Origin of the sequence: Devosia sp. BK (assembly GCF_032907385.1) — a bacterium.
In the GTDB taxonomy this organism is placed as follows: domain Bacteria; phylum Pseudomonadota; class Alphaproteobacteria; order Rhizobiales; family Devosiaceae; genus Devosia.
In genome coordinates this window covers 129,203-151,774 of record NZ_JAIMBX010000003.1, presented here as the reverse complement: position 1 = coordinate 151,774, position 22,572 = coordinate 129,203, and the positions used below count along the sequence as shown (strand labels likewise).

Here is a 22,572-nt window from a genome sequence, read left to right as displayed (position 1 = left end):
ATCACGTTTGGCCCAAGAGCTGATTAGCTGCTCCTGCCTAACCTCGAGCAAGCAGCGAACGCGCTCGCGCGATGACGGGGGCGTCGACCATCCGTCCATCGATCTGGAAGGCGCCTTCACCGGCCTCGGCCTCGGCAACCACCCGCTCCGCCCATGCCCGTTGCGCCGGGCTTGGTGAAAACTCGGCATTGAGGACCGGGACGACGGCGGGATGGACACAGGTTGCGCCATCAAAGCCGTGGTCCCGCGCTTCCCGGGCTGCAGCTGCAATGCCATCGAGATCGGAATAGTCTGCCGTCGAGCGCAACATGCCGAAGGACATCAGGTTATGTTCCTTCGCGGCATAATGAACGAGCAATTTGGGAAGCTTCAAAACCTCAGGCGTCGGCTCGGCACCAAGCGAAAGCGCCAGATCCTCGCCACCAACCGATAAACCCAAAAGCCGCGGCCCCTTGGCGATCGAGCGTGCATCGAGCACCGCGCCGATATCTTCAAGCAGCGCTACAACCCTGGTACTCGCTCTGCCAAGACGGTCTTCAGCGGGCGTGAGCAAGCCATCAAGGACCACGAGGTCGTCCCGGCTTCTGACTTTCGGCACATAGAGACCATCAGCGCCTGCCGTAATCGCAGCCAATGCGTCTTCTTCCAGCCGCTCACCGCTATTGATCCGCACCAGCACCTCGGCGCCACCGCGCCGCACGTCAGCAACCGTCTCTGAAAGCCCATCGCGCGCCCGATCTTTGGCGTCCTCTGGCACGGCATCTTCCAGATCGAGAATGACGGCATCGGCACCGCGCTCATGAGCCTTGGCGATAAACCGTTCGGCATGGGCCGGCACGTAAAGCAGCGAGCGCATCATTCTTTGCCACTCTCCAAAGTCGCGGGATTCTCACTGAGAAGCTCGTTATTATGCTCGCCCAAAGCCGGCGCCGGCCGCCGCCAGACGCCCGGCGTTGCCGACATTCGCGGCACGATATTGTGCATGGGCAGCGTCCCAAAACCCTCGTCTTCGACATCGACGACAATTTCGCGCTCGGCAAAGTGCGCATCGCTCATCGCGTCGGCAATATTATAGACCGGCCCGACGGTCGCCCCAGCCTGCCGCATGGTTTCGAGCGCGTCCGCACTCGCGCGTGTGGCGAACCAGTCGCCAATCGCTGCGTCGACCAAAGCGCGGTTTTTCACACGGTCGGAATTGGTGGCAAAGCGCGGATCGCTCATCATCTCGGGCCGCCCGATGATTTCAAAAATCCGCTTGGCCACTGCCGGCGTCGATCCCGACAGGGCCAGATATTTGCCGTCGGCACATTTGTAGACATTGCGCGGCGAAGCCGTATTCGAAGCGCTGCCCACCCGCTGCTTGATCTTGCCGGTCACCGCGTGGATCGCCGCTTCCGGCCCAAGCACCGAGAACATCGGCTCGAGCAGCGACAGGTCGATCACCTGCCCCCGCGTTGTCCCCGCCTGCCGCGCATAAAGCGCCATCATCGTTGCCGAGGCGCCATAGACCCCGGCAATCATGTCGGCCAGCGCCAAAGGCGGGAGGACTGGTTCGCGATCGGAAAATCCGGTGCGATCGGCAAAGCCGCTCATCGCCTCGACGATCGTGCCAAACCCCGGCAGATGCGCATAGGGCCCGGTCTGTCCAAAACCCGAAATCCGCACGACGATCAAATCGGGATTGCGCGCCAGCAGCTTGTCCGGCGCCAGTCCCATCTTTTCGAGCGTGCCGGGCCGAAAATTCTCGATGAACACATCTGCTGTTTCAACCAGCCGCCACAGCGCATCCATTGCCGCCGCGTCGCGCAGGTTCAGCATGACCGAGCGCTTGTTGCGGCCATAGGTCTTCCAGAATAGCGAATGCCCATCATCCTTCCAGTCGCGCAAAGGATCACCCTCAGGCGGCTCGATCTTTATGACATCGGCGCCAAAATCCGCCAGTTGCAGGCTGAGCATATTGCCCGCCATCAACCGGCTGAGGTCGAGCACCCTTATGCCATCGAGTGGTCCGGTCGCACTTGGGTTGAACTGCTTGAGCGCAAAAGTCACCGCAGCCTCAGCCCCGTCGCCTTGTCAAAGATGAAGATGCGCGTGGGGTCGATGACGAGATTAATCTGCTCGCCTGGACTTAAGAGCGCATGGTCGCGCACCACGACCGAAATATCTTTCTCGCCCAATCGCGCCAGCACTTCCTGCGCATCGCCTGTCGGCTCGACGATCTGCACCGTGACCGGCACACCCAAAGCCCCGACCGCGATCTGCTGCGGCCGCACGCCATAGACCACGTCCGTCCCCGGCGCGACATCGAGCGGCGCGCCGATCGGCAGGGCCTCGCCGCCAACCTGCACCTCGCTGCCGCCTTCATAGCGCGCCTCGAACAGATTGATCTCCGGCGAGCCGATGAACCCGGCGACGAAAAGATTGGCCGGGTTGTTATAGAGCTCAAGCGGTGCACCCGCCTGTTCGATCCGGCCGCCATTGAGCACGACGATCTTGTCGGCCATGGTCATGGCCTCGGTCTGGTCATGCGTCACATAGATCATGGTCTTGCCCAGCCGCTGATGCAGCCGCTTGATCTCGCCCCGCATTTTGACGCGCAGCTTCGCATCGAGATTGGAGAGCGGCTCGTCGAAGAGAAACGCCCGCGGATTGCGCACGATGGCGCGGCCCATGGCGACGCGCTGCCGCTGCCCACCCGACAGCTCGCGCGGCAGCCGATCGAGCAGGTTTTCGAGCCCGAGGATCGATGCCGCTTCCGCCACCCGCGACTTGATCTCGGCCTTGGACGTGCCAGCCAGCCGGAGCGAAAAGCTCATATTGTCGGCGACCTTCATATGCGGATAAAGCGCATAGGATTGGAACACCATGGCGATGTCCCGTTCCTTCGCCGGCATATTGTTGACGACCTTACCCCCGATGGTGATCTCGCCCGCCGTAATGTCCTCGAGCCCCGCGATCATCCGCAGCAGCGTCGATTTCCCACAGCCCGAAGGCCCGACCAGCACGACGAATTCGCCATCACCCATTTCGAGCGAAATGTCTTCGAGCACGCTCACCGCGCCATAGCGTTTGCCGACATGCTTGAGTTCGATTTCCGACATGCTGGTCTCCTTACCGGCTTACGCCGCTTCGATGATCTCGAACCGGCCCATGCTGAGCCGCCCGGCTGAAGCCAGCCGCACGCCCGCCATGCCGTATTCGTAGGAAGTGTCCGTCGCGCTGATCAGCTCGCGGCCATCGACAGAAAAGCTCAGCCGATCGCCCGCCACGGCAAAGGCGAATTCGTAGCTCTTGCCCACGTCCGCCTTGAACGGCGCCCGCGCCAAAACGGTCGACCCGAAATCTTCCTTGAGGATGACGACCTCGTCGCCCTCGAACCCTGCAGCATAGAACCGACCGGTCCCCTGCACGCGCGCCGTCACCAGTTGCGATGCGCCGGACAGCCGCTGGATATCGGCCTTCACGGTGACATCCTTGGCGTAATAGTGCCCGGTCCACATATCGGCATCCCCCGCCGTATGCCCCTGAATGCGGCCAAAGCTCTTGGTCCAGTGCCCGCGATTGAAGGTGAAGCGGGAAATAGCGCCCCATTCCTGCACTTCGGTCTCGGGCTCGATCACGGTATGCCCCGCGCCTTCGACCTTGAAATCGGCGAGGAACAGCCGGCCAAGGAATTTGACCCGGCCAAAATATTCGATCGAAATCCCGATCTCGTCGATCGCCTCGACACCCTCGGGCACGACGAAGCTATAGTCCTGCCAGCCATCCGCCGAAGGCACATGCCAGGCGCCCGTCTCTTCGATCGCCCCGCTCATCGTGCGCCGCACATAGGGCGCGACCCGCAGATTGCCGTCGCCATTCCACGGATCGAGCCAGAGCTTGAACGACACGGTCTGCCCCGCATCCACCACCGGGGTAAACATCGGGCGATAGCGCTCGTCGTCAAAATCGCTCCGCCGATAGAACGGCTTCCAAAACACCCGCCCGCCCTGCCCGCGCTCGAGCCGATCGAGCTGGATTTCGAGCGATCCGCGCGACCCCTCGACATGCCGCTCGTCCGAGTGTTTCAGCGAAATCTGGTTGAACCCTTCGGTCCGGAACCCATGCGTCGAACCCGGCAGGTCGAAATCTAACCGCAACCCGCGGCGCGTGAAATCCTCCTGCCACAGCGCCGGCACGTCGCGCCCCGCCAATTGCAGCGCCAAAACCGTCAGCTCCCGCGCAAAGCTTGGAATATCGACGATGTTGATCGTCCCCACGATCCCCGAAGCGACGAGGAAATCGTTGATCGGCTTGCGATACTTGTCCCAACCCTCATGCAAACCCTGGAATGTCGCGACAATCGCCGCCGCATTGCCCGCATTGCAGTCCGTGTCCCAGCCCGCCATGGTCGCGATCTCGGCCGTGCGCGGCAAGTCACCCTTGCCATAGAGGATCGACATGATCGTCACGCCGGCATTGGGGATGATGTGGCAAACGCCAGGATAGCGGTCATAGCCCCAATCGGCCGTCAGCATGTCGCGGCACGCGCGCCAATCGTCCGGATTGGCCTTGTGAAAATCGATCACCGCCCGGCACACCCGCGCATAGGTCGACCCCGCATCGATCGTCTTCATCGCCGTCTCGATGATCTCGTCGATACTTTTAGCCTCGAACGCCGCCGCAATCGCCGCCGCGCAGAACCGTGCGCCATTGAGCCCGTCGCCGTCATGGGCAACGCTCGCCGCCATGGCCGACATATCCGCCGCCCGCTGCGGATTGCCCGGATTCACCCAGCCCCAAGAGTCGATAAAGATCTGCCCGCCGATCTGCTCGGCCACCGTCGTGCCGTTCTGCGCGATCGAGCCCGATTGCGGCGCGGGAATACCGGCGCGGAGGTTGCGATAGGCCGTGTGCTCGGTCGACACCCCGAACCCGCCCCACCAATACATGCCATGCTCTTCGGCGGCATAGTTGAGCCAGGTCTTGCCCACATCCTCGGCAGTGGCCCCGAGCCCATAGTCGCGCAGCGCGCGGATGAAATAGACGGGGCCATTGGTGTCGTCGTCAGCCGCGAAATTCTTGAAATCGCGCAGATATTGCGTCACCTCGCCATAGGTCTTCTGGATGCGCTCATAGCTCCAGATGGTCGGCTCGACGGGCGCACCGAGGCGCACGCCAATGGCCTTGCCGATAAAGCCGGCATAGATCTTTTCAAGGATTTGGATTTCAGAGAGCATTCGGCGTCTTTCTTGGCAAAAGATGGGAAGGCCAGCGATTACGCTGGCTCGAAAAGGGCGGCGCGTGCCGCATCGCGTTGGGCCTGGGCTGCGCGGTCAGCCGCAATGATCGCGGCCACGGTTTTTGAGAAAGCATCGGCCGAGGCCGTCAGCGTCAGGCGATTGGCAGCATCGATCTGGTCGCGCTCGCCTTCATCGATCACGGCCTCACCATGCATGGCCCCAAGGATCGCCCCGGCCATGACGCCGATCGAATCCGTATCGCGCCCCGAATTGATCCCGTCTTCGATCGAAAGGCGGAAGTCCCCCCGATTGAAAAGGCAAAAACCCAGCGCCAGCGGCAATTCCTCGATGGAAAGGAGCCGGCTCGGCCGATAGGCGTCGCGCACCCGCCCCGCTTTGTCGGCACTGTGATTGACGTCATCGCCCATCACTGAAAAGCGCGCGATAGCAGCATGAAACGCCTCGCAAACCTCGGCATGATCGGCACCTGTGCCCCGCAACCGCCGCGCCTCGTCGGCGATAGCAACGATCGCTGCTCGCGTGCCGTCCTTGGCGAGCCCGATGACCGTATCGACGATTTGGTCGATCGTGGTGCCCGGCACAAAAGCCGCCGCCACCGCCGCGGCCATAACGCCGGCCGCCTCAAGCCCATAGCTTTCCTGATGCCCCGAGGCGAAAGCGATCGCCTCGTCGTAAGCAGCCTTGGGATCAGCCGCATTCGTCGCTCCGATCGGCGCGATATACATGGCGGCCCCACAGTTCACCATATTGCCGATGCCGCCCTGGCGCGGGTCGCAATTGGACAATTGATGACGCTGGAAAATCCATTTTTCGGGATAAAACAGGCGATCGATCAACATCGCTTCGCGCCCCAGTTCGGGCACCCAGCGCTTGGTCCAGGCGATCTGGCGCACCATCCCGTCAGCCATGTCCCACGCGTCGAGATGGCGCCCCACCTCGGCATAGATGTCCATCATCGCCAGGGTCATCAGCGTATCGTCCGTGACGATACCGTCCCCGCGCACCCGATGGTTCCGCTGCTCGGGCGGCAGGTCCATCTTGTGCCAGCGCGTCATCACCGAGGTCACCCGCCCATAGCGCGCCCGGATCTCTGCCGCCGACAGTTTTTCGACCGGCGCCCCCAGGGCATCGCCCAGAGCGATCCCATGGAGCATGCCGCGAATGCGGGATGAGAGGGTTGGTGTCATGTCAGGTTCCGACTTTTGTCATTCTAATTGGCGCCGGGCTTTCACCCGGCTTTGCCGTGAAATTTCAGTCGACACCCTCCCCCTGGCGGGGAGGGTCAGGGAGGGGGGATGAGAGCCACGACTTCGCGGCCCCCGCACCCCCTCCCAGCCTCCCCCGTCAAAGGGGGAGGTGCCTTTCCGTGGCCTTGGCCGTATCTTGCCAGCGGGCCTTGGTCACTGGCCGAGCACCGTCGCCGCATACTCGGCCATGCGCTGGCCACCGGCAGCGTTATATTCGCTGACGAACTGGTCCCACTGATCGAGCGAGGCTTCCCCGGTGATGAACTTGGCGACCCACGAGCGATAGACCTGCTCGGCAGCGTCGACTTCCGCTGCATATTCGGCCGGCCAGACAAAGGCATTGTCTGCGACGAAATTGGCCTTGATCGTGTCGAGCGCAGCCTGGCCGGTTGCCGACAGCAGCGGCACCGGTGGCTCCCAATTGGCAGCGTTGAAGAAGCGGGCATACCAGGTCGAAATCTGGTCGGTAAACGTTACCGCGCCGCTGGCATCGGTCGTGTGATGCACACCCTCAAATCCCATGCGGTCGATGTCCTGGCCTTCCTTGGACGCCATGAAATCGAGCACCGCAAAGGCCTCGTCCTTATGCTCGGAAATGGAAGAGATCGCCCAGCCGCGCGATTCCTTGGAGACATCGAGCGCCGCCAACCCCTGTCCGCCGGGACCCGACGGAATAGGCAGCAGCGTTAGTTCGATATTTTCGCCCGGATGGGCCTGGCGCATCTTGCCCGAATAGATGTCGATCACTTCCGGTGACGAGCCGAACATCACGCCGGCCTTGCCGGTGTAGAATTTGTCTTCCTTCACGTCGAACGTGTTGGTCACATATTCCTTATCGAACAGGCCTTTTTCGGCGAGCCGCGCATAGAATTCGATCTTTGCCTTTTCGGCATCGGTAACGCGCGAATTGACCCAAGCGCCATCCGCAGTCTTCATCCAGGTGCCGGTCACGCCGAATGCCTGGTTGAAGATGGAATCGAGCTCGTTGGTATTGCCGAACCCGGTCAGGCCAAGCGTATTGCCCTTCGTGCCGTCACCATCGAGATCGGCATCATGAATCGCCTGGAAGAGCGCTTCATATTCCTCGACGGTCTTGGGCGGCTGCAGCCCAAGTTGGTCGAGCCAATCCTTGCGCATCACCGGCTGCGGCGCACGCGGCGGATAGATGTAGAGAAGGTAGGGATAGTTGGCGAGGCGCTCGACATTGTGGGGCCAGAGCGCCGCCTTGATATGCTCGGATTTTTCGATCCAGGGATTGAGATCCTCGAGGATCCCCTGCTCGGCCATCTTCTGGTCGCCACCCTGGAAATAGATGATATCCGGGATATCGCCCGAAAGCAGCATCACGCCCAGCGCATCGACATAGGCCGAAGTCCCGCCCGGCAAGTCCACCGTCTGAATATCGATATCGTGCCCCTGCGCCTTGAGCGCGGCCTCGATTTCCTCGATTTCCTTGACGTCATCGGGATTGGTGGTCAACAGGTCCTTGCTGACCAGCCTAATCGTCGTCTGTGCCATGGCCGGCACAACGGCCGAACCCAGAACGGCAATCGCCGTCGTCGCTAAAAGCAGTTTCTTCAGTGTCATTGCACTACTCCTCCATTGTTCTTAGTCGTCACCGCTTGCGCGGAATTCTTTGGTTTTGGCTTGTTACTAGGCACGCCCTTCACCTCTCCCTCTGGGGGAGAGGTCGACGCGAAGCGGCGGGTGAGGGGGCCTTGCTCCTCGCACTTCCCATCCACCGTCCCTGCACCTCCCCCTTGATGGGGGAGGCCGGGAGGGGTGGAGCCACCAACGCCGAGTCCCCTCATCCCTTCAGCGCTCCTGACATCGTCCCCTTGGTGAAAAACTTGAGGATCAGCGGATAGATCGCGAGGATCGGCAGGATGGTGATGAAGATCATCCCGGCCTTGAGCGCCCTGATGTTGATCTGGGCGATACCGATATTGTTGTTGGCATTGTTCGCCCCGACGATGGCGATCTTGTCGCCCTCGATTACGAACTGACGCAGCACCACCTGCAGCGGCCATTTGCTCTGGTCGTTGAGATAGATCATCGAGCGGAAGAACTCGTTCCAATGAAGGACGAGATAGAAGAGCGCGATGGTGGCAAGCGCAGGCTTGGCCAGCGGCAGCACAACCATGAAGAAGGTCTGGAACGGATTGGCGCCATCAAGCTCGGCCGCTTCGAGCAGTTCCTTGGGGATTTCCTCGAAGAAGCGGATGAGGATGATCAGGTACCAGGCGCTGATCGCCTTATACATGATCACCGACCAGGGCGTGTTAAGCAGCCCCAGCCGCTTCATCAGGAAATAGTCGGGAATGATGCCCGGCTCGAACACGATGGTGACGAGGACAAGGATAAAGATCAGCCTCCGCCCCGGCAGCCCAGGGCGCGACATACCCCAGGCCATCAGCGCCGTGCCCATGACGCCGATGCAGACGCTCGTCGCCGTCATCCAGATGGAATTAAAGAGGCCGCGTTGCACATTGGGATGCTGCAAGAGCAGCGTCCAGACATCGGTCGAAAACCCATCGGGAACGATCGAGAGCCCGGAAAAGCCCGCGACCTTGCTCGGATCGGTAAAGGACAGGGCCAGAAGGTTCAGCAGCGGCTGCAGCGTAAAGACCACCAGCAAAAGCAGCGTCGAAACGATGAGCACATATTCGACCCGCTCGAGCGGGGTGCGGCGCGATTGAGAAAACATCACCACACTCCCTTGCCGGTCAGCCTTTTGCTGACGAGATGGGAGGTCACCACGAGGATCATGCCGATCACTGCCTTGAAAAGGCCAGCTGCGGTCGCCAGCGCATATTCGCCCGTCGAGAGCCCCATGCGATAGACATAGGTGTCGAGGATATCGATGGTCGAAGCGTTGACGTCGTTCTGGAAGTTGATGATCTGATTGAGGTCGGCGCTGAGGAACATGCCCATATTGAGAATGAACAGCGTCGCGATCGTCGGCACGATGCCCGGAATGGTGACGTGCCAGATTTTCTGCCAGCGATTGGCCCCATCCATTTCCGCCGCCTCATAAAGCTGCGGATCGATGGCAAAGATCGCGGCAAGATAGAGAAGGCTGTCCCATCCGGCCGAGCGCCAGATTTCCGAGATCACCAGCACCCAGCGGATCGATCCGGTATTGGTCATATAATTCGTCGTGCCAAAGCCCATGGATTGCTGGATCTGGTTGACGGCCCCGTCCGTCGGGGACAGCAGCGCGATGAAGACCCCGGCGATCACCACCCAGCTCAAAAAGTGCGGCAGATAGATCGCCGACTGGATCACGCCCCGCAATTTGCCATTGCGGATTTCATTGAGCAGCAGCGCCACGATGATCGGCACCGGGAAGACCAAGAGGATCTTCATGCCCGAAATGATCAGCGTATTGGCAAGCACCGAATAGAAGATCGGCGAAGAAAAAAGCTGCTGAAAGTTCTTGAGGCCAACCCAGATATTGGGTGGAATGATGCGGACCTGTTCGAAGGCCATCTTGGCCTCCCAGATCGGCACGTAGTGCCAGATGAAGAAGAACAGCAGCCCCGGCGCCATCATGGCGTAATAGGGCCACCATTGACGCACGCCAGCGCGGAAGTTGCCGCTCGATGTTACCGGAATGCTACCCGATCCACCGCCAATTCCACGGCCCGCCGCGAGTGAAGCGGGAACGTTCCCATCCGAAAGCACAGCCGAGATCTTCTGCCCATCCTTGGCAACCATGATCAGTTCCTCCCTGCCCCCGCGACCCGCCGGGGCGTCGTGACCGACAGATCGGCGAGTGAGCCTCGCTCTATCAATCGGCACGGCATATAGATGCGCCGGTGTTCCGGCTTGTGTTCTATTTCGTCGAAAAGGCCTTCTACCGCCCGCTCGCCGATATCGCGTCCGGGCTTGGCAACCGTTGTCAGCCCAGGCCAGGCAAACTCGCCCGAGGGAATGCCGTCAAAGCCAAGAATGGAAACGTCGCGCGGACAATCGAGTCCGGCATCGCGCACCGCCATCATGGCGCCGAGCGCCATCATGTCATTGGCCGCAAACACGGCCAGATGCCCGACACGCGGTTGCGCCAAAAGGCGCTTCATCGCCTCGCGCCCACCTTCGACCGTATATTCCCCGTCCTCGATTGCGAGCACGCCCGGATCGAGATCGCGCTCGACGAAATGCTCATGCACGGCCCGCAAAAACCGCGCCCGCGCCAGGCGCGACTTCGGCCCGAGGATCAGCGCCGGCGCCTTGTGTCCCTTGGAAACCAGGTGATCGAGACCGAGCCGCACGGCTTGGGTAATATCCGAACCGACGCTCGAGACATCGGGATAGCGCTCGGCGCTCGACCCGATGAAAACGCAAGGCATGCCAAACCGATCGAGATCATCAAAGCTGTCCGAGACCGGATTGACGATGGCTCCATCGACCCGCGCCCGGCGCAGCGTCTGCAAATGCGTCGCCTCAGCCTTGGGGTCCCAGTCGGATGAAAAAACCAGGAGCGAAGCCCCTGCCCGCGCCGCACGATCCTGCGCGCCCCGCGCCACATCGGCCCAGAATGGGTTGGCGATATCGGGGATAACGAGGCCTAGCATTCCGCTCCGCCCCGACCGCATACCAACCGCCAAGTGATTGCGCTCATAGCCCACGGCCGCCGCCGCCTTGACCACACGCTCGCGCGTCTCTTCAGTGATATTGGACGAACCCGCCAGCGCCCGCGCCGCAGTGCTCTTAGACACCCCAGCCCGCTCGGCAACATCAACAATGGTCGGCCGACGCGTCCGGCTCGCTCCCATAACTCTTCCCCGCACGAACCGTAATCGGCCTCTTACGCTATGGGAACGTTACCGCCGCAAGGCTACCATTGTCAATCGCCCCCAAAAAACGCTGGATCTTCTTCATGACTTTTCAACATGGCCATGATGCCACCCCAAGACGCGTTCGGCCTTCTGCGAACTGAAAAAACTCTGGCGGCCATCCCATACGCCCTTGATAGCGACGTCAGGCATGAATTCTTCCGCGAGCGATCGGCTCGGCACGTCAGAAATCGTATCAGGCGCGACGATGTAGAAAACCTCGTGGCCTTCAAACTTGGCTTCCAGCGCAAGAAGACACGCGTCGGCAGCGGCGTCGCGGCGCGTATAGGCCCAGAGGTGCCGGGCCTTTTCCGGGAACGGGTCATAGTAGCCCTTGGCCACGGAGCGATCTTCGCAGACGAAATGAAAGCGCAGGCTGGCAATGGTCATGCCGGGATAGCGGCGCACGAAGGCGTCGGCCTGCTGCTCGCAGATCCACTTCGAGAGGCTATAGGGGTCCTCGCTGTAATTGGGATGATCCTCGTCGATCGGGAAATAGTCGTAGTGCGGCGCCTTGCTGAAGGCATGGCCGATGGCATTGACGCTCGAGGCCTGGCAGACGCGCAGGATGTCGTTGTCTGCAGCCGCCTGCAGCACATTGTAACTGCCGACGACATTGTTGTTGTGGACGATATGATCGGGATGCCGGCCGGGCGAGGGAATGGCGGCCATGTGGATCACGGCATCGCAGCCCGCAAAGGCTTGGAGCAACGTTTCATAGTCCCCCATGTCGGCGAGGACGAACCGGCGCTGTGCATTGGCGGCGACGTCGGGATGCTCGACACGGTCGATGCCGACGACGCTATGGCCGCGCTCTTCGGCAAGGGCGACGATGGCACGGCCTATGCCGCCGCTGGCCCCGGTGATGGCGATCTTCATGATGGCTGGCTTTCTGCATAGACAGCCTCATGGAGGCCGCGGATGTAACCGATGGCGTAAAGACGTCCGAAGGCGGAGTAGCCGGCATTGTCATTGCTATCGCCCTCCACGGTCGGCACGTGATCTGGGCGCAAGACGCCGTCGAACCCGATGTCGCGATAGGCTTTCATGCAGGCGAGCATGTCGGTCTTGCCGGCATCGTGCCAGGTTTCTTCGAATTGCGTCGGCACGCCCCTGACATCGCGGAAATGGACGAAGGAAATCGTCTTGCCGAATTTTCGGATGACCGAAGGTAGGTCGTCGGTCATGAGGGTAAAATTGCCCTGACACAGCGTGATCGTGTTCATCGGGCTTCGCGCTATTTCAACGAGCCGCTGGTAGTTGTCGACCGTGCGCATGATACGACTGACGCCGCGAATGGGCGTGATCGGCGGATCATCGGGATGCATGGAGAGTTTAACCCCTGCTCGCTCTGCGACGGGCAGCACGCGCTTGAGAAAATATTCAAGGTTGGTCCAGAGCTCTTCTTCGCTGATCGGAGGATTACTGGTCAGGTTTTCCGGGACGTCAGCGGCATTGAAGCTTGTGACGACTGAGCCGCCCCGCGAGGGCGTAGCCATATTGGTGCGCACCCAGTTGAAATCGGTCATCCACTCATAGCACCAGACGGGGATGCCGAGCTTGCCCATGCTTTCAAGAAGTGTGCAGACGACATCGATCTCCTCGTCCCGCCCATCCAGCCCGCGCTTGGCCTTGTTGAGCGGCGGACGCGCTTCGATGACGCGAAGCTCGAAACCTGCGTCTTCGTAGGTCTGCTTCATGCGCGTCAGCGGCGCGAGGTCACCCAGGCGTTCGCCGGGTTTGAGGCTGTCGAACGGCAAGCCGCCCACGGCAAGATTAACCCCCGCCTGCAGCGCAAGCTTCCAGACCGGCGAGGGCGTAGGGCTGATGAATTCAGCGATTTCAAGCATCTGGCAAAACTTCGGATGAGGTGATGAAACGCAGGCTAGACCGTCTCGCGCGGCTTGAGCGGCTCGCCCCACTTCTTGTTGAGATCGGGCCAGGGGATAGAGTCGACGAGGAGGCGCGTGTAGCTGTGCTGCGGGTTGCGAATGACGCTCTCGACATCGCCCTTTTCCACCACATCGCCCTTGTAGAGCACGACGATATCGTCAGCGACGTGATAGGCCGTGGTCAGGTCGTGGGTGATGTAGATGATCGATACGCCGTGATCGCGATGAAGATTACGCAGCGATTCCAGGATATTGGCGCGGAGCGAAGCATCCACCATCGAGACGGGTTCGTCCGCGATCAAGAGGCGCGGTTTCAGCAACAGCGCCCGGGCGACATTGATGCGCTGGCGCTGGCCGCCCGAGAGTTGATGCGGGAAGCGGCCAAGCACGTCTTCCGGACGCAGCCCTACCGCCGTTAGTGCCTCTTCCATCCGCCTCACGCCGTCGGCCTTGGACTTGGCGAGCTTGAACTGGCGGATCGGCACGGTGAGCAGGTGGTCGACGGTGTAGAAGGGATTGAACACAGCAAACGGATCCTGAAATACCGCCTGCACCTCGCGACGATAGGCCATCCGCTCCTTGCCGACGAGCCCGGCAATGTTCTTGCCCCGATAAAGGATTTCGCCTGTCGTCGCAGTGATAAAGCCCAGCAGCAGCATGGCGAGCGTCGTCTTGCCCGAGCCGGATTCCCCGGCCACCGTCAGAATGGTGGGCTCATCCTCCTTGAGCGTCAGGGAAAATTCCTTGAGCGCAACCGTCGCTTTCGAACTGAGAAGACCCCGCTGGTAGACTTTTGAGACCTTGCGGATTTCGAGCAGGTTTTCACCCATGGCGATGACCGTCCTCGTTATAGAGATGGCAGGCGACCATGCGGCCACCGGGCAAGGTGACTGGCTCCGGCCGGACAGAACGTTGCAGTTCCTCGTGCCCATGCGGGCAGCGTGGATGGAAGGCGCAGCCGCTCGGCAGGCGCAGCAGCGAGGGCGCAAGCCCTGGAATGCCGCGGAACACGCCCTTGGTATCGAGATTGGGCAGCGAGGAAATGAGCGCCTGCGAATAGGGATGTTTGGGATCGGTGAACATTTCGCGCACGCTCGACATCTCGACGAGCCGCCCGGCATACATGACGGCGACCTGATCCACCGCCTGCGCCATCAGACCCATGTCGTGGCCAATAAGGATGACGGCGGCGTTGATCTCGGCCTGCACGCGGTTGATGGTTTCCATCACCTGTCGCTGCGTCACCACATCGAGCGCGCTTGTCGGCTCGTCGGCGATGATGACGCTGGGGCGAAGGAGTATGCCGATGGCGATGCAGACACGCTGCTTCATGCCGCCCGACAATTCATGGGCATACATGCGGAAGACGCCGGGATCGAGATCGACTGACCGCAAAGCGGCAGTGCAGCGATCCTCGATGGCCGAACCGCGCTCGCCGCGGACGTGGGAGCGGACCGCGTCGATCATCTGCGCCCCGATCCGCATGACGGGATTAAGCGAATTCATCGCGCCCTGCGGAATATAGGCGATCTTGTCGAGCCGGGCAGCGCGCATGCCTTCGTCGGTGAGGCTCATGAGGTCAGTGTCACCGACAATGACCTGCCCGCCCTCGATCCGGCCAGGCGGCTTGATCATGCGCATCATGGCGAGAGCCAAGGTGCTTTTGCCCGATCCTGACTCGCCCACCATGCCGAGCTTTTGTCCTGCCTTGAGGCTGAAGCTGACGGCGTCCAGCGCCTTGGCGCGGCCGAGATCGGTATAATAGGTGACCTCGAGATTGTTGACGCGCAGCACGGGTTGGCTGGCGGATGGTGCTGCGGGTTTGGCGCTCGCTGCGGAATTCATGACCAGAGAAACCATGGGACTATTCCGTTCTTCTGACGCGCGGATTGGCGAGCTCGTCGAGGCCCATATTCACCAGCGCGAGGGCGCCGAGGATCAGGATCATCGCGAAGGCCGGTTCGAGGGGCCACCACCACCAGCCATTGAAGAACGCGCCCTGGCTCTGGGCGGCCCAGATGATGTTGCCAAGGAGCGGTTCGCGCAGGGGGCCGAGGCCCAGGACGGCGAGATAGAAAGACGCAAACACGGCGCCGAACACCTGCCCGACAAAGGCCGCCGCTATGAACGGCAGGAGATTGGGCAGGATTTCCTTGAAGATGATGCCCATGTCCGAGACGCCGGATAGCTTGGCGACGGCGACGAACTGGCGCTCCTTCATGGTGAGGACTTGGGCGCGGATGACGAGGGTCGGCCCCATCCAGGCCAGCATCGCGACGATCATGGCCATGGTTACGATGGTGACGTCGCGCTTATCGAGCGACCCGGCGACGACAACCTGGATCAGGAGGACGGGGATCGGCGTCAGGATCTGACAGATGGTGCGGATGACGCCATCCACCCAACCGCCGAAATAGGCGGCGAGAAAGCCCAGAACCACCCCGAGCGCGGTGCCGATGCCACCTGCAAGAAGCCCGATAAACGCGGTCTGCCACATGCCGACGACCATGGCCGCAAGCAGATCGCGGCCGAAAAAATCCGTACCGAAGGGATATTTGAGGCTCGGCGACTGCTTGAGCGCCGCCGAGAGCGGATAGGCTTTCTTGGGGTCGATGACCAGAAGGCCAATAATGGTGAAGAGCGCGAGCGCGAGAAGGATGCCGAGGCCGATCGCCAGACCCTTGTTGCGGCGGAAATAGCGCAGGGTGAGCGTCAGGCGCGAGGGCTGGACGATGGCGACATTGGGTGCCGCAGGATTGGTGGAGGCGGAGGTCAGGGTCATTGCTCGCTCCTAATTCGCCCGGATCCGCGGATCGAGCAGCGGATAGACGAACTCGAGCAGCGTCATCAAAAGAGCGATGGCGATGGTGATGAAAAGAACGATGCCGTAGATGACCGGGAAATCATTGGCGCGAATGGCGAGATTGAGCGCCGTACCGATGCCCGGCAGGCCGAAAAGCCCTTCGACGACCACGGCCGAGGTCACGACCGTGCCGAGCGCCAAGGCAAGGCCGGTCACCTGCGGCAGCAGCGCATTGCGCAAGTAATAGTCGCGAAAAATGCGGCGGCCGGTTAGGCCCTTGTGTTCGGCGAAATTGACATAGTCCTCGCCCTGGATGGTGATCCCCATGCCGCGCATGGACAGAACCCAACCGCCCACCGATCCCAGGATCAGCGAAAGCGCCGGCAGGATCTGGTGCTCCATGAGATCGATGAAGAAGGACCACGACCACGTGGGCACGATGCCGACCGAATAAGCACCGCCAAGCGGCAGCCATTTGAGGCGAAAGCCGATGAAAAACAGCAGTAAGATACCCATGATGACGGGCGGCACGCCTGTGAGCAGGATGAACGGCGTTGCCGTGGAGCGCAGCCAGCCCGGTGCTTTCGGCCAAGCCGCAACAGCTCCAAGGATGGTGCCGAGCACGAAGCTGATAACAGTCGTGACGAGCAGGAGGCCAATGGTCCAGGGCAAGGACTGCGCAATGACGTCGGTGACGGTCATCGGATAGCGGCTCAGCGAATAGCCGAAATCCATCCGCAGGATATTGCCCAGATACTGCCAGTATTGCTCAAGCAGAGGCTTATCGAGGCCGAACTGCTGCTGCATCGAGGCAATGAGCTTTTCGACATCGGCGGGCGAAAAGCCGCCTGTGCGGGCCAATTCGCCGAAGCGTTCGCGAATGGCGTTGCGCGGCGAAAGGCGCGGAATGAAGAAGACGATTGTGGACGCAGCCCACACGACCAGGACGAAAAACAAGAGCCGCCTGGCGACGATCCGTATATTCACTGGACTATTCCCGATGCACTGGATGGGTGGGACGCGCACTGGAGCGCGCATCCCGTAGGGATCGGAAGATCAGTTGCCCGAGGCCTTGAGGCCGGTAATCACCAGCATGCCTGTGTGAGCCCAGAAGGCGCCGTTCGTGCCCATGCCCACATTGGTGGCGCTCGGCCAGTTGGTCCAATAGTGGTTGTTATAGGGAATGCGATGGAGCCACTGGATCACCGGCACGTCGATGACATCGCGCCAGTAGATGCCGAGCGCCTTGGCAGCACCCGAGATGAACTTGGGATCGTCGGAACCGAGCGGAGCAATCTCATCAAGAATGGCGTCGAATTCCGGGTTCTTGTAGCGCGAGAACCGATTGTTGCCGGCTGAAGAGCCAATCGCTTCCGAATAGCGGCCATGGAAGAGATTGAGCGCTTCGAACGGGTCGAAGAGGCTGGCGCCGTGGCCGAAGAGATAGAGCCCGGCCTTGCCATCGACCATGTTCTGATAGGCATCGGTGCCGAAATTGACATTGGAGTCAAAGCCAGCCTGACGCAGCATTTCGGCCAGCACCGGAGCGATATCGCCATGGATGCTTTCGAAGGCCTGGATGGTGGCGTCGAGCGTCTTGCCATCTTTTTCCCAAAGCCCGTCACCATTCTTGGTGAAGCCGGCCTCTTCCATCAGCTTGGCACTTTCGTCGACGTCATAGGCGCCAGGATTGTACTTCTCCTGCTCGGCCTTGACCTCAGGACTATCAGCAAAGGTCTGGAGATTTGGATAGAGCGGGAAGGGATAGACGGTGGCGATCTCAGCGCCTTCGTAGAGCACTTCGTTGATCAGGTCGCGATTGACGGCAAGGCTGATGGCCTTGCGGACGCGCACGTCGCTATAGGGCTCGAGCTGGTCGTTCATCCAGAGCGAGTTCGGCCACCAATCGAGATAACCGTAAGGCGACTCCGTGCCCGTCCAGGACTGAATATCCGGATTTTGCTGGAGGATATTGCCGATGATCTGGGCGCGCATGTCGACCGAGGAGTCGAACTCGTTGTTCACGAGACGCTGCGCTACCGTATCGATCGGCTGGTTGAGAATATTGACGACAATGACGCGCTTGACCGCCGGTTTCTCGACGCGGCCGGCCTCGACAGCCCACCAATCGTCCCGCAGATCGAGTATCTTCTGGTTCGCGTTCCAGGCAACAATGTCATAGGGGCCTGAATGCGGCATTTCGGCTAGGCCCGGGGCCTTGGTCGGGTCTTCCTGCTTTTCGAGCCAGTGCTTTGGCACGATCGGAATACCGGTATCGAATTTTTCGGTCAGCACTTCGAATTTGAAGCGCGGTGCCGGCTGCGTGAACGTCACTTCGACCGTGTGCTCATCCTTCGCCGAAATGGTGTCGACGAGATCGGCGAACTGGGCATGGTAAGGCAGCGTTTCATACTGCTTCTGCCCTTCGAACGTATAGACCACGTCCTCAGCCGTGACCGGCTCGCCGTCGGACCATTTGGCCATCGGGTTGAGCTTGATCTCAAGCGCGGTGAAATCGTCCTTGGTATATTCCATGCTGTCGGCCAGCCACGGAATGAACTCGTTCTTGTAAATGCCGAAATACATTAGCGGCTCGAACAGGAGGTTATTGCCTTCCTGATGGGTATAGCCGGGCAGAACCCACGGATTCGTCGTGCCGATCGACGAGGAGGCGGAAACGCCCCAGGCGAGGTTCAACGTCTCGTTGCGCGCCACCTCCGGGAGCGACTGCGGCACGATCTCGGTTGGCGGCGGCGCACCGGTCTGGCCCAGCGCCGCCACCGGCAGCGTGATCTGCCCTAGGGCCAGCACCGCTGCGGTAACTGTTTGGAACTTGAACATTAGTCAGCTCTCTCCCTTGATGCGCGGACGAGCCGACAGCCTTGTCTCGTGACAAAGCCCCTCGCGGCCGATCCGCCTCCTCTCACCGGCAAAGCCGGTATCGCTTTGGTGGGGCCTGATCTGCGATCTCCTCAAACCGCAGTCATCGGGCCTATATTCACCAGGCGGTCGGCTCGATCTTTAGCCGAATACAACCACCTTCGAAATCGATACTGCGCCAACACCAAGTAGTTTGCAACACTATATATATCGTCCTATTTCAAGACGCGACAATATTCATTCTGTCACGATTATCAAAGTGACAGCTGAATCGCGTATTGATTATTGTATTAGCAATCAGTCCTTTATGGAGAATGCCGATACCCTATGCGTTACACGCAAAGGGATGCCGGCATTGAGCGCGACGGCCGTAGGCACACCGCGGCGATTGATGGGATTAGGTTGGGTGGAAACGGCGGTGTTGAGGTCGAAAGCCGACGCAATCGGTTCGACGCCGACACCGCGATATTGACCATGCCATGGGGCGCCTTCGATGCCGCGATCCGTGTACCAGATCTGCAGCGAAGGCAGGATAGCGCGATTCCAATCGAGCTCTATGCCCATGGCTTCATCGAGAAAAACCGCACGCAAGGGGCCCGTCATGCCACAGAGTTGGACACTGAAGTTTTCTGTCGCGAGCGGCAGATGCGACAGGTCCACGGGACCAATCGGCGTAGGGACGCTGTCGAGGCGCGAAAACTCCTGCAACTCGCCATCGCGAACCTGACGCGGATGAACGAGACCAAACGCAAAATCAGCCTGAAGCTGCAAGCGGCCCGGCGTTTCGGGCAAGCGCAGGATGGGGTGAAGCCCGACCGAAATCGATCCAGAGCGGCGCGGATAGATCGTCAGTTCTGACTCAAGAACCAGACTGCCCTCGCGCCCCGAAACGGTGCGCTCCAAGCGCTGCACGATGTGATCGTCGGGATAGTCGAGCCCAAGCGTGACGCTGCTTTCGGTCTGCGCCACCAGCGTCCATTCCGCATCGCCGGCTGGACCATGAATGGGCAGAAGCGGCGGTTCGGTCATCAGATCGGCCCAGTCGCGCGGGCCGATGGGCTCTGCGGGCCCTGCCCCGAACGGCACGCAGGCGAAATCCCCGCCAAGCTCGCGCAAGTGGCCGATGATATTCGGGTCGTCCACCGTTCCCATCCAAGGCGCGCGGGCAAAGGGGCGAAAGGGGCCGGCGGGCAAGTCAAACCGGCAATCGGCAAGCACCGCCGCGGTGCTGAGCACCACCGCGTCGCCATGACTCCAGGTCAGCCGGTATTCGGTCACGCCGCGACCCTCACCAATTGGTCGCCGAGCCATCACGCCGGCGCAAGTGCGGCGCTTCCCAGAAGCGGAAGCTGTCATGAGTCAGTTTGTCTTCATCGATCTCGACGCCGAGGCCCGGTGTCTCCGGCACCTTATAGGTGACGCCTTCCAGCATAGGCTGCTGGGTGAAGATCCCATAGCCCGGATCTGCGCCGTAGAGATCTCCGGCGGCTACACGCGTTTCAAGCCACGAAAAATTGGCGACGGCAGCCGAGAAGTGGATTGTCGCCGCCGTGCAGATCGGCCCCAGCGGATTGTGGGGCATCATGTCGACGTAATGGGCCTCACTCCAACCGGCGACTTTCATGGCTTCGGTAAAGCCGCCGACATTGCAAAGATCGAGGCGATTGAACTGGTGAATGTCGCGCTCGATATAAGGCAGGAATTGCCATTTGCTGGCGAATTCCTCGCCGATTGCGAAGGGCACGTCTGTCATGCGGCGCAGCGCCTCATAGGCTTCCGGCGTCTCGTCGCGGATCGGTTCTTCGAGGAAATCGAGCGTGCCCGACGGCATTTTCTGGCAAAAGCTTGCCGCCTCCGCGACGCTGAGACGGTGATGATAATCGATGCCGATGACGACCTCGTCGCCCAGTTCCTCGCGTGCCTTGATCAACCACTTCGCGGTCTTGCCGATGGACTCGCGTGGTTCGAAAGTCCCCTGCCCGTCATCCCAAGCGCCGGGGAAGAAGCGAACGACATTCCAGCCATGGGCGATGAGAGACTTGGCGCGCTCGATGGTTTCTGGGCCGTCGAGGCTCCCGGTCGACGGAAAGGTCGGGATGACATCACGATGCTTGCCGCCCAGGAGCTCATAGACCGGCACACCGAGCGCCTTGCCCTTGATGTCATGTAGCGCAATGTCGATGGCCGATTGCGCTGCGAGGAGGACGCGGCCGCCCTCAAAATACTGACTGCGATAAAGCTCCTGCCAGATCGCGCCGATCCGCATGGGGTCGCGGCCGACGAGAAACTCGCGAAAATGCTCGATGGCGCCGACGACCGCCTTTTCGCGGCCAGAAAGGCCACTTTCGCCCCAACCATAGATGCCTTCATCAGTTTCGATCTTGACGATGAGCTGATTGCGATGTCCGACCCAGGCGGGAAACGGCTTGATTGCTGTGATCTTCATGGCCGGACTACCAACTGGTGAGCGTGCCGTCTTCGAGACGGGCAACGGGGAGATAAGCGGGTTCGTAAGGGTGGCGGGCGGCGACAGCCTCGTCGATATCGACGCCATGGCCAGACGCTTCGCCCGGCTGCAGATAGCCGCGCTCATAGGTCCAGGCGCGCGGGAACATTTCGAGCGTGGCGTCGGTGTAGCCGGAGAATTCCTGGATACCGAAATTGGGGATCGCGGTATCGACATGGATATTGCATCCCATGGCGACGGGCGACACATCCATCGGCCCGTGGCAGGCCGAGCGGATGTGATAGATGGCAGCAAAATCGAAGATTTTCTTGATGCCCGTTACCCCGCCGGCATGGACGGAGGTCACGCGAATATAGTCGATCAGCTGTTCGGTGATCAGCGTGGTCGTATCGTAGATAGAATTGAACACTTCGCCCACCGCAATGGGTTGGGTCGTGTGTTGGCGGAAGAGCCGGAAACCTTCCTGCAGCTCCGCGGGAACGGCGTCCTCGAGCCAGAAGAGGCGATAGGGCTCCAGATCCTTACCCAGCCGCGCCGCCTCGATTGGCGTCAGTCGGTGGTGCACGTCATGAAGGAGATGCACATCCCAGCCCACGGCATCGCGCAGCTTGGAAAAGAGCTTTGGCACCAGCGGCAGGTATTTATGGGTTGCCCAGACTTCTTCATTGGGCAGCGGATGGATCATGCCGCCAGCCGCCTGATCGGTTGAGGGACCGGTGCCATAGATCGGTGGCAGGCCAGGTATGGCGACCTGAGCACGGATAGCGTCGAGCCCCTGCTCCTTGAGCGCAAGGACGCCCTCGACCAGCTCATTGATCTCCATGCCGCTCGCGTGTTTGTAAACCATCACCTTATCGCGCGAGCGACCGCCAAGCAGTTGATAGAGCGGCATATTTGCCGCCTTGGCCTTGATGTCCCAAAGGGCCATGTCGATGCCGGAAATAGCGGCCATGGTGATGGGGCCGCGGCGCCAATAAGCGCCCTTGTAAAGATATTGCCAGATGTCCTCGCTGCGCATCGGATCGCGGCCGATGAGACAGGGCACGACATGGTCTTCGAGATAGGCGACCACAGCCTTTTCGCGGCCATTTACGGTCGCGTCGCCAATGCCATAGAGGCCCTGATCGGTCATGATCTTGACCGTGACGAAGTTGCGGCCGGGAGACGCGACGATGATTTTTATCTCGGTGATCTTCATGACT

At 60.8% G+C, this 22,572-nt stretch carries 19 protein-coding genes; all 19 read right to left on the bottom strand.

Going from position 1 to position 22,572, the window contains the following annotated elements; genetic code table 11:
- Positions 1–37 precede the first annotated feature (37 nt).
- Entirely contained in the window at positions 38–859 is an 822-nt protein-coding gene (locus DevBK_RS16290; protein ID WP_061909546.1) for an HpcH/HpaI aldolase/citrate lyase family protein, read from the bottom strand.
- Positions 856–2,049, bottom strand: coding sequence for a CoA transferase (locus DevBK_RS16285; protein WP_317186210.1), 1,194 nt, complete (start codon positions 2,047–2,049; stop codon positions 856–858). Before DevBK_RS16285 ends, DevBK_RS16290 begins: the two co-directional genes overlap by 4 nt.
- Positions 2,046–3,101 carry a sn-glycerol-3-phosphate ABC transporter ATP-binding protein UgpC gene (locus DevBK_RS16280; protein ID WP_317186209.1) on the bottom strand — a complete coding sequence of 352 codons (1,056 nt, stop codon included), beginning with the start codon at positions 3,099–3,101 and terminating at the stop codon, positions 2,046–2,048. Before DevBK_RS16280 ends, DevBK_RS16285 begins: the two co-directional genes overlap by 4 nt.
- Before the next feature lie 18 nt (positions 3,102–3,119).
- Positions 3,120–5,219, bottom strand: coding sequence for an ADP-ribosylglycohydrolase family protein (locus DevBK_RS16275; RefSeq protein WP_317186208.1), 2,100 nt, complete (start codon positions 5,217–5,219; stop codon positions 3,120–3,122).
- Positions 5,220–5,257: 38 nt separating this feature from the next.
- Complete coding sequence (locus DevBK_RS16270; protein ID WP_317186207.1) at positions 5,258–6,430, bottom strand: ADP-ribosylglycohydrolase family protein; 1,173 nt, start codon at positions 6,428–6,430, stop codon at positions 5,258–5,260.
- 213 nt (positions 6,431–6,643) lie between these two features.
- Positions 6,644–8,077, bottom strand: coding sequence for an extracellular solute-binding protein (locus DevBK_RS16265; RefSeq protein WP_317186206.1), 1,434 nt, complete (start codon positions 8,075–8,077; stop codon positions 6,644–6,646).
- Between the two features lie 220 nt (positions 8,078–8,297).
- The gene (locus tag DevBK_RS16260; protein ID WP_317186205.1) at positions 8,298–9,197 is read right to left on the bottom strand and encodes a carbohydrate ABC transporter permease; all 900 of its coding nucleotides are present in this window, start codon (positions 9,195–9,197) and stop codon (positions 8,298–8,300) included.
- On the bottom strand, positions 9,197–10,210 hold the full coding sequence (locus DevBK_RS16255) for an ABC transporter permease (RefSeq protein WP_317186204.1): 1,014 nt from the start codon (positions 10,208–10,210) through the stop codon (positions 9,197–9,199). The genes DevBK_RS16260 and DevBK_RS16255 overlap by 1 nt, the downstream gene beginning before the upstream one ends.
- A gap of 2 nt (positions 10,211–10,212) precedes the next feature.
- On the bottom strand, positions 10,213–11,268 hold the full coding sequence (locus DevBK_RS16250; protein WP_061909558.1) for a LacI family DNA-binding transcriptional regulator: 1,056 nt from the start codon (positions 11,266–11,268) through the stop codon (positions 10,213–10,215).
- Positions 11,269–11,370: 102 nt separating this feature from the next.
- Complete coding sequence (locus DevBK_RS16245; RefSeq protein ID WP_317186203.1) at positions 11,371–12,207, bottom strand: NAD(P)-dependent oxidoreductase; 837 nt, start codon at positions 12,205–12,207, stop codon at positions 11,371–11,373.
- Entirely contained in the window at positions 12,204–13,178 is a 975-nt protein-coding gene (locus tag DevBK_RS16240; RefSeq protein ID WP_317186202.1) for a mannonate dehydratase, read from the bottom strand. Before DevBK_RS16240 ends, DevBK_RS16245 begins: the two co-directional genes overlap by 4 nt.
- Before the next feature lie 35 nt (positions 13,179–13,213).
- Positions 13,214–14,050 carry an ABC transporter ATP-binding protein gene (locus DevBK_RS16235; RefSeq protein WP_317186201.1) on the bottom strand — a complete coding sequence of 279 codons (837 nt, stop codon included), beginning with the start codon at positions 14,048–14,050 and terminating at the stop codon, positions 13,214–13,216.
- Positions 14,043–15,080, bottom strand: a complete 1,038-nt coding sequence (locus DevBK_RS16230; RefSeq protein ID WP_317186200.1) for an ABC transporter ATP-binding protein — start codon at positions 15,078–15,080, stop codon at positions 14,043–14,045. The genes DevBK_RS16235 and DevBK_RS16230 overlap by 8 nt, the downstream gene beginning before the upstream one ends.
- A 4-nt stretch (positions 15,081–15,084) precedes the next feature.
- Positions 15,085–16,002 carry an ABC transporter permease gene (locus DevBK_RS16225; RefSeq protein ID WP_062629177.1) on the bottom strand — a complete coding sequence of 306 codons (918 nt, stop codon included), beginning with the start codon at positions 16,000–16,002 and terminating at the stop codon, positions 15,085–15,087.
- A gap of 9 nt (positions 16,003–16,011) precedes the next feature.
- Positions 16,012–17,010, bottom strand: coding sequence for an ABC transporter permease (locus tag DevBK_RS16220; RefSeq protein ID WP_046142397.1), 999 nt, complete (start codon positions 17,008–17,010; stop codon positions 16,012–16,014).
- Positions 17,011–17,079: 69 nt separating this feature from the next.
- Positions 17,080–18,864, bottom strand: coding sequence for an ABC transporter substrate-binding protein (locus DevBK_RS16215; protein WP_317186199.1), 1,785 nt, complete (start codon positions 18,862–18,864; stop codon positions 17,080–17,082).
- 336 nt (positions 18,865–19,200) lie between these two features.
- Positions 19,201–20,181, bottom strand: a complete 981-nt coding sequence (locus tag DevBK_RS16210) for a hypothetical protein (RefSeq protein ID WP_317186198.1) — start codon at positions 20,179–20,181, stop codon at positions 19,201–19,203.
- Between the two features lie 10 nt (positions 20,182–20,191).
- On the bottom strand, positions 20,192–21,349 hold the full coding sequence (locus DevBK_RS16205; protein ID WP_317186197.1) for a mandelate racemase/muconate lactonizing enzyme family protein: 1,158 nt from the start codon (positions 21,347–21,349) through the stop codon (positions 20,192–20,194).
- A gap of 7 nt (positions 21,350–21,356) precedes the next feature.
- Positions 21,357–22,568, bottom strand: coding sequence for a D-mannonate dehydratase ManD (gene manD / locus DevBK_RS16200; protein WP_317186196.1), 1,212 nt, complete (start codon positions 22,566–22,568; stop codon positions 21,357–21,359).
- Between the last annotated feature and the right edge of the window lie 4 nt (positions 22,569–22,572).

What these genes read in the sequence shown, in the direction of transcription:
- DevBK_RS16290 (WP_061909546.1), bottom strand. Translation starts at nt 859, where the DNA reads ATGATGCGCTCGCTGCTTTACGTGCCGGCCCATGCCGAACGGTTTATC.
- DevBK_RS16225 (WP_062629177.1), bottom strand. Translation starts at nt 16,002, where the DNA reads ATGACCCTGACCTCCGCCTCCACCAATCCTGCGGCACCCAATGTCGCC.
- DevBK_RS16265 (WP_317186206.1), bottom strand. Translation starts at nt 8,077, where the DNA reads ATGACACTGAAGAAACTGCTTTTAGCGACGACGGCGATTGCCGTTCTG.
- DevBK_RS16275 (WP_317186208.1), bottom strand. Translation starts at nt 5,219, where the DNA reads ATGCTCTCTGAAATCCAAATCCTTGAAAAGATCTATGCCGGCTTTATC.
- DevBK_RS16270 (WP_317186207.1), bottom strand. Translation starts at nt 6,430, where the DNA reads ATGACACCAACCCTCTCATCCCGCATTCGCGGCATGCTCCATGGGATC.
- DevBK_RS16215 (WP_317186199.1), bottom strand. Translation starts at nt 18,864, where the DNA reads ATGTTCAAGTTCCAAACAGTTACCGCAGCGGTGCTGGCCCTAGGGCAG.
- DevBK_RS16255 (WP_317186204.1), bottom strand. Translation starts at nt 10,210, where the DNA reads ATGGTTGCCAAGGATGGGCAGAAGATCTCGGCTGTGCTTTCGGATGGG.
- DevBK_RS16235 (WP_317186201.1), bottom strand. Translation starts at nt 14,050, where the DNA reads ATGGGTGAAAACCTGCTCGAAATCCGCAAGGTCTCAAAAGTCTACCAG.
- DevBK_RS16250 (WP_061909558.1), bottom strand. Translation starts at nt 11,268, where the DNA reads ATGGGAGCGAGCCGGACGCGTCGGCCGACCATTGTTGATGTTGCCGAG.
- DevBK_RS16260 (WP_317186205.1), bottom strand. Translation starts at nt 9,197, where the DNA reads ATGTTTTCTCAATCGCGCCGCACCCCGCTCGAGCGGGTCGAATATGTG.
- DevBK_RS16240 (WP_317186202.1), bottom strand. Translation starts at nt 13,178, where the DNA reads ATGCTTGAAATCGCTGAATTCATCAGCCCTACGCCCTCGCCGGTCTGG.
- DevBK_RS16245 (WP_317186203.1), bottom strand. Translation starts at nt 12,207, where the DNA reads ATGAAGATCGCCATCACCGGGGCCAGCGGCGGCATAGGCCGTGCCATC.
- manD (WP_317186196.1), bottom strand. Translation starts at nt 22,568, where the DNA reads ATGAAGATCACCGAGATAAAAATCATCGTCGCGTCTCCCGGCCGCAAC.
- DevBK_RS16280 (WP_317186209.1), bottom strand. Translation starts at nt 3,101, where the DNA reads ATGTCGGAAATCGAACTCAAGCATGTCGGCAAACGCTATGGCGCGGTG.
- DevBK_RS16230 (WP_317186200.1), bottom strand. Translation starts at nt 15,080, where the DNA reads ATGGTTTCTCTGGTCATGAATTCCGCAGCGAGCGCCAAACCCGCAGCA.
- DevBK_RS16205 (WP_317186197.1), bottom strand. Translation starts at nt 21,349, where the DNA reads ATGAAGATCACAGCAATCAAGCCGTTTCCCGCCTGGGTCGGACATCGC.